Genomic DNA, 5937 nt, shown 5'->3' with positions numbered 1-5937 from the left:
CGCGGGCCCGCAGCCGGTCCTCGATGCGCCGCTTCTCGGCCCGCTCCTCGAAGGGGCCGTCACGGCGGTCGGTCACCGTGACGGAGTCGATGATCTCCGTGGCCGCACCGGGATCGGCGTCCCGTCCGCGGACCGAGGTGTCACCGGCCGCGCGCTCCCTGCCGTCGACGAGCAGCCGCAGGGCGAAGGCCGCGCTGTCCGGGACCTCACCGCTGTCCGGGTGGGCCGCGGTGACACGGAGCGTCAGCCGGCTGTCGCCGATCTCCTCGATCCGGGCGTTCCACAGCACCGACATGGGGGCTCCTTCCGGGGCGCGGGTCAGAGCAGGAGTACCCGGGAGGCGATGGAGAAGGCAAGCGAATCCAGGGCGGCACGCCCCGCGTCGTCATGCCCGATCCGCATCCCGAACGTCGTGACGTTCCGCTGTGCCGCCTGGCGGGCGTTGGGGCGCGGCGGCGCGAAGGGGATCTCCTCGAAGGCCTGCGCGACATCCTCACCGGTGCTGCCCCGCAGATAGCCCTGGAACTCCGTCTTGCGGGCGCCGGCGATGCTCTTCAGGAAGTCGACGTCGTCCTGGTTCCAGATCCTGCTGGAGTTGGACAGCCCGGTGTACTGCTTCAGCGTGGGCAGGGTCAGCGCGCTCAGCTGCATCGGGGCCCGGGTGTCGACCGGCTGCGGGGTGACGAACGGGAAGATCAGCCCGTTCTGCTTCCACGTCCAGCCGCCCGCGGGTGTATAGACCTTGTGGTACACCGCGAGCCGGGTGGGGAAGTTGGGTGCGGCGCTCTGCTGCGCGGCCGACGCGGTGGCCGGGGCGACGTTCGCGTACTCCACCTCGACGCCGAAGTAGACGTAGTGGCCGGGGTTCGCGGCGGCCGACCTGACGTCGTTCTTCAGGGCGCTTTCGATGCCGCGCTCGTAGGTCTGGTTGTCGCTCTGCGAGGCGGGCACCAGGTTGTCGGCGCTGCCCGGTCCGCCGGCCTCGTTGTTGATCAGATGGAAGCGGATCCACCGGTTGGTCAGGCCCAGGGAGCGGATGTAGTCGTACCCGGCCGGGTCCTGGTAGGGGGCGGTGCCCTGCAGGGACCCGTCGGTGATCATCTCGACCACCGAGGCCCGCCCGCCGTTGGTCCTCGCCTGGAACTGGCTCCCGTTCGGGACCGCGGTGTAGTCCAGGGCCCGCTGCACGGCTTCGGCGGCGCCGGCGGCCCGCCGCTGCGCCGGAGCCGTTTCCGGGGCCGGGCCGGCGGTCGTCGGCGATGCCCGCATGACCCGGTGCGCGTTGGCCTCCGCCTCCCTCTCGAACCGGTCGGAGGGGTCGGAGATGCTCAGCCCGTCGCCGTGCTCGGTGCCCGCCACCGGCCCCTGGCGCTGCTGGACGACATGGGTGAGTTCGTGCGCGAGGGTGTGCCGGTCGCCGCCGCCGGCACCGATGACGACATGGCTGCCGGAGGTGTAGGCGCGGGCCCCGATGGCGCGGGCCGAGCGGGCGGCGGCGGCACCGGTGTGCAGGCGTACGTCGGAGAAGTCCGTGCCGAAACGGGACTCCATGTCCTGGCGCACCGGGGCCGGAAGGGGCGTGCCGGTCGAGCGCAGCACCTCGTGCACCCCGGTGCCGGGCTGCTCCGGTGCGGCCGCGCGGTCGGCACGGCGGGCGATCATGCCGGTCACCGCGGCGTTGCCCGCACCCCGCTGCATCGCGCGGAGTACCCCCGCGGTGAGCGGAGGCGGTACGGCGGCGCCGCCCGAGGACGTCTCCCGGCGGGCGGCGGAGCCGTGCGCCGGCTGTTCGTACCCGGTCTGCCCGGCGCGCGACCTGGACGTCCGCATCTGCTGCCTCCTCGTCGCCGCACCCCTGCCGCGGCCCCCAGTGGACCGTGCGCGCACCGGGGGCGTCCAGGTCCGTACGGGCAGCACGAGGGCACCTCGGGGTGGCGGCCGGACGGTCGGCACGGGCAGCGAAAGGCAACGCCCCTGCCCCCGGTCCGGTCCGCACGTCCCTGTCGCCTGCGCGGACCCGGCGCGCAGACTCGGCCTGGACACAGGTGACCGACCCGCAAGGACCCGAAGGAGCGAGCATGCCGACGTACCTCACCCCGGGCGTGTACGTGGAGGAGGTGCAGTCCGGTGCCCGGCCCATCGAAGGGGTCGGCACCGCCGTCGCCGCGTTCGTCGGGTTCGCCGGGACCGGCCCGTTCCACACGCCGACGCTGGTCACCAGCTGGGAGCAGTACACCCAGCTGTTCGGCGGCTTCACCGAGGGCACCTATCTGGCCCACGCGGTCTACGGCTACTTCGCCAACGGCGGCGGCGCCGCGTACGTGGTGCGCATCGGCGGCTCCGCCGAGGACGCCTCCGCGCCGGCGGCCGACGACCGGGGGCGGACGGCCAGGCCGGCGCAGCCGGTCGAGCTGGGCGGCTTCCTGGTCGCGGCCCGGCCGGGCACGTCCGGTGTGTCGGTGGAGATCGCCGACGCCGACGGCGAGAACCCGCCGGAGGACCGCTTCAAGGTCCTGGTCCGCCAGGGCGACCAGGTGGCGGAGACGTACGAGGTCTCCACCCGCAAGAACGTCAAGGGCTACCTGGTCACCCAGGCCCGCGCCTCCCGGCTGGTCGAGGTCACCGAGCAGCAGGGCGCCGCCCAGAGCCGGCCCGCCAACCAGACGGTGGCGCTGCCCGACGCCCCGGTCGCGCCCGCCGCGACCGCCGCGCCCGGGTCCGGTACGGTGGCCCGCCTCGACCCGGCCGAGTACGTCGGTGACGCCGGCGCCCGCACCGGGTTCGGCGGCCTGGAGACCATCGACGAGATCACCATGGTCGCGGTGCCGGACCTGATGAGCGCCTACCAGCGCGGCGACATCGACGCCGAGGGCGTGCGCACCGTGCAGCTCGCCGTCATCTCGCACTGCGAGCAGATGGGCGACCGGGTGGCGGTCCTCGACACCCCGCCCGGGCTCACCGCCCAGCAGGCCCGCACCTGGCGCAACGACGAGGCGGGCTACGACTCCCGCTACGCCACCCTCTACTACCCGTGGATCCGCGTCTTCGACCCGGCCGCCGGACGCAACACCACCGTCCCGCCGAGCGGGCACATCGCCGGTGTCTGGGCGCGCAGCGACGCCGAGCGCGGCGTGCACAAGGCGCCCGCCAACGAGGTGCTGCGCGGCGCGGTCGACCTGGAACTGCGGCTCAGCAAGGGCGAGCAGGACCTGCTGAACCCGATCGGCGTGAACTGCGTACGGGCCTTCCCCGGCCGGGGCATCCGGGTGTGGGGCGCCCGCACCCTGTCCTCCGACCCGGCCTGGCGCTACCTGAACGTGCGCCGCCTGTTCAACTACCTGGAGGAATCGATCCTCCTGGGCACCCAGTGGGTGGTCTTCGAGCCCAACGACGACCGGCTCTGGTCGAGCATCCGGCGCAACGTCACGGCGTTCCTCACCGAGGAGTGGCGCCGGGGCGCGCTGTTCGGCCGCACCGCCGACGAGGCGTTCTACGTCAAGTGCGACCGCGACAACAACCCGCAGGAGTCCATCGACCAGGGCCGGGTCGTCTGCGAGATCGGCGTGGCGCCGGTCAAGCCCGCGGAGTTCGTGGTGTTCCGGCTGGCCCAGTTCTCCGACAGCACCAGCCTCATCGACGAGTGAGCGATGAGCGAGACGAGTGACCCGCGGGTCGGCAAGGAAAGGTGACGGACAGTCATGGCAACGGGCGATGCTCTCTCCACCCACATCTTCGGCGTACAGCTCGGCGGCTACCTGGTCGAGTCGATCCAGGAGATCAGCGGGCTGACCGTCGAGGAGGAAGTGGTCGAGGTCAAGCAGGTCACCGCGGAGGGCAAGCGGATCATCCGCAAGCAGCCCGGCGGCCGGCAGGCGGGCGAGATCACGATCACCCGGGGACTCGACCAGAGCAGCGAGTTCACCAACTGGATCAAGGAGACCCTGAACAACGGCGCCGTGAACACCGCGCGCCAGAACCTCACCATCGAGATCAAGGACACCGAGGGCAACACGGTCCGCCGGATCCAGCTGATGCAGGGCTGGGCCTCCAAGTGGGAGGGGCCGTCCCTGAACGCGGGCGAGTCGTCCGCGGCCACCGAGTCCGTCACGATCGTGTTCGAGGAGATCATCGTCGAATGAGGCGCCGTACGGTGACGGCGGGCAACCTGGACGAGATCCTCCAGGTGACGGCACCCGCCCCGGCGACCGAGCAGGCGGCGGCACCCCCCGCCGCCGCTCCGCCGGCACGGGAGGACCACGGGCTGCGCACCGAGTTCGAGTTCACGCTGCCGCGCGGATACGTCGACGAGGCGGGCACGGTGCACCGCCACGGCGCGATGCGCCTGGCCACGGCCCGCGACGAGCTGCGGCCCCAGATCGACCTGCGGGTCAAGGAGAACCCGGCGTACCTGAGCGTGGTGCTGCTGAGCCAGGTGATCACCCGGATCGGCTCCGTCACCGATGTGCACGCCGGCGTCGTGGAGCGGATGTACGCCACCGACGTCGCCTTCCTCCAGGACTTCTACCGCCGGATCAACAGCGAGGGCCACACCCGGGCGGCGGTGACGTGTCCGCACTGCGAGGGCGGCTTCGAGGTCGACCTCTCGGGTGGGCGCCTGGGGGAATCGTGACGTACGCCCTTCCCCGGCTCCGGGAGGAGATCGCGTACGTCGCCTATCACTTCCACTGGCCGCGCGAGGAGATCCTCGACCTGACCCACGCCGAACGCCGGCAGTGGGTGACCGAGATAGCCCGCATCAACACCCGCGTGAACGAAGGCGGTTGAGCACATGGCATGGCGGGACAGGCTGCGCCGCCGGGCCGCCGGACCGTCCGCCGACGGCCGTTCCGGCGAGGCCCGGTCCGGCGAGGGCCGGTCCGGTCACGGCCCGGACCCGAGCGCGCCCGGTGCTCCGCTTCCCTCCGTGCCCGGCGACTGGGACGGCGGCTGGCGCCGTACCGCGCCGCCGGAACTCACCGTCTCCCGCGCCCCGCTCGGCGTCAGCGACGGCCTCGCCTTCCGGGCGGGTCTCGCCGCCTGGCAGAACCCGTCGTTCGACTCCGGCCTGGGCCACGCCGTGCTGCCCACGGCCCCGACCGGCCTGGTCCGCGGCGTCACTCGCCCGGCAGGGCCGCAGACCGCCCCTGTCAGCGGGGGGCCATTGCTGCTGCGGGCACTGCGGCCGGAGGAAGCGGACGGGCCGGGCGGCGGTACGCCGGACGCCGGGGGCGGTGCGGGGGGTACGACCCGGCCGTCGGGGCGAGTGCCCAACGGCTCCACGTCATCCGGCTCCACGCCATCCGGTTCCGCTCCGTCTCGTTCCGGTCCGTCTGGTTCCGGTCCGTCTGGTTCCGGTCCGTCCGAGTCGGCACCCGCGGTGGTGCCGCTCCCGGGCGACGCTCCGCGCAGCCGTGACCTCACGTCCGCCGAGTCCCCGGCCGTGCTCTCCTCCTCGTCCCCCGCCGTCCAGCGGGCGGCCGAGCCCGGCGCCGGCCCGGTCGTGGCCCCCGCCGACACCGGCGACCGGCCGACCGCGCCGCGGATTCCGCTGGTACGGCAAGTGGCGGTGATCCCCGGCGCGGTCGCCGACCGAGCCGGGGCCGGGCCCGCTTCCGGCGGGGCCGCCCCGGAGCCGCGGTCCGCTGGGCCCGAGCCGGATGCCGGGCGGGTGTCCCGGTCACCGGCCGGCACCGAGGGGCGTGCGCAGGTCCGGCGCACCGCGCAGGCCCCCGGCGCCGACGTGTCCGGCCCGACCGTCCGGCCCCGCCCGGTGGGCCCCTCCCTGACCGTCGCCCGGCGCCCGCTCGGCCCCGTGCGCCGCGTCCTCGCCCTGCGCCCCGCCACCGAAGCGTCCACGGCGGCACCGACCGGGACGACGACGCGCTCGACCGCTCCCGCGCCGACCGGGACGACGGCGACGCGCTCGACCGCTCCCGC

General features: G+C 73.8%; 6 protein-coding genes and 1 pseudogene. 5 read left to right on the top strand and 2 right to left on the bottom strand.

Going from position 1 to position 5937, the window contains the following annotated elements:
- On the bottom strand, window positions 1-295 hold a 295-nt coding region (locus CCN44_RS04245; RefSeq protein ID WP_158103070.1), incomplete at its 3' end, for a hypothetical protein.
- Between the two features lie 23 nt (window positions 296-318).
- Window positions 319-1830, bottom strand: a complete 1512-nt coding sequence (locus CCN44_RS45860; protein WP_414820484.1) for an eCIS core domain-containing protein — start codon at window positions 1828-1830, stop codon at window positions 319-321.
- Window positions 1831-2078: 248 nt separating this feature from the next.
- On the opposite strand from CCN44_RS45860, the gene CCN44_RS04235 reads away from it, so the two are divergent.
- The 5 genes and pseudogenes from CCN44_RS04235 to CCN44_RS04220 form a co-directional block, all read left to right on the top strand.
- Window positions 2079-3644 carry a phage tail sheath family protein gene (locus tag CCN44_RS04235; RefSeq protein WP_059250177.1) on the top strand — a complete coding sequence of 522 codons (1566 nt, stop codon included), beginning with the start codon at window positions 2079-2081 and terminating at the stop codon, window positions 3642-3644.
- 54 nt (window positions 3645-3698) lie between these two features.
- Complete coding sequence (locus tag CCN44_RS04230; RefSeq protein WP_059250178.1) at window positions 3699-4139, top strand: phage tail protein; 441 nt, start codon at window positions 3699-3701, stop codon at window positions 4137-4139.
- On the top strand, window positions 4136-4630 hold the full coding sequence (locus tag CCN44_RS04225) for a hypothetical protein (protein ID WP_059250179.1): 495 nt from the start codon (window positions 4136-4138) through the stop codon (window positions 4628-4630). Before CCN44_RS04230 ends, CCN44_RS04225 begins: the two co-directional genes overlap by 4 nt.
- Window positions 4627-4785 carry a DUF6760 family protein gene (locus CCN44_RS44910; RefSeq protein WP_167403935.1) on the top strand — a complete coding sequence of 53 codons (159 nt, stop codon included), beginning with the start codon at window positions 4627-4629 and terminating at the stop codon, window positions 4783-4785. Before CCN44_RS04225 ends, CCN44_RS44910 begins: the two co-directional genes overlap by 4 nt.
- A 4-nt stretch (window positions 4786-4789) precedes the next feature.
- A pseudogene (locus tag CCN44_RS04220) lies at window positions 4790-5937 on the top strand (hypothetical protein); the annotation flags it as partial.

The sequence above is a fragment of the Streptomyces tricolor genome (genome assembly GCF_002155905.1).
GTDB lineage: Bacteria > Actinomycetota > Actinomycetes > Streptomycetales > Streptomycetaceae > Streptomyces > Streptomyces tricolor.
This window is presented reverse-complemented; position numbering and strand designations above follow the sequence as displayed.

Excerpts from the sequence above, each read along its gene's own strand:
- CCN44_RS45860 (WP_414820484.1), bottom strand. The coding sequence starts at position 1,830 with ATGCGGACGTCCAGGTCGCGCGCCGGGCAGACCGGGTACGAACAGCCG.
- CCN44_RS04235 (WP_059250177.1), top strand. The coding sequence starts at position 2,079 with ATGCCGACGTACCTCACCCCGGGCGTGTACGTGGAGGAGGTGCAGTCC.
- CCN44_RS04230 (WP_059250178.1), top strand. The coding sequence starts at position 3,699 with ATGGCAACGGGCGATGCTCTCTCCACCCACATCTTCGGCGTACAGCTC.
- CCN44_RS04225 (WP_059250179.1), top strand. The coding sequence starts at position 4,136 with ATGAGGCGCCGTACGGTGACGGCGGGCAACCTGGACGAGATCCTCCAG.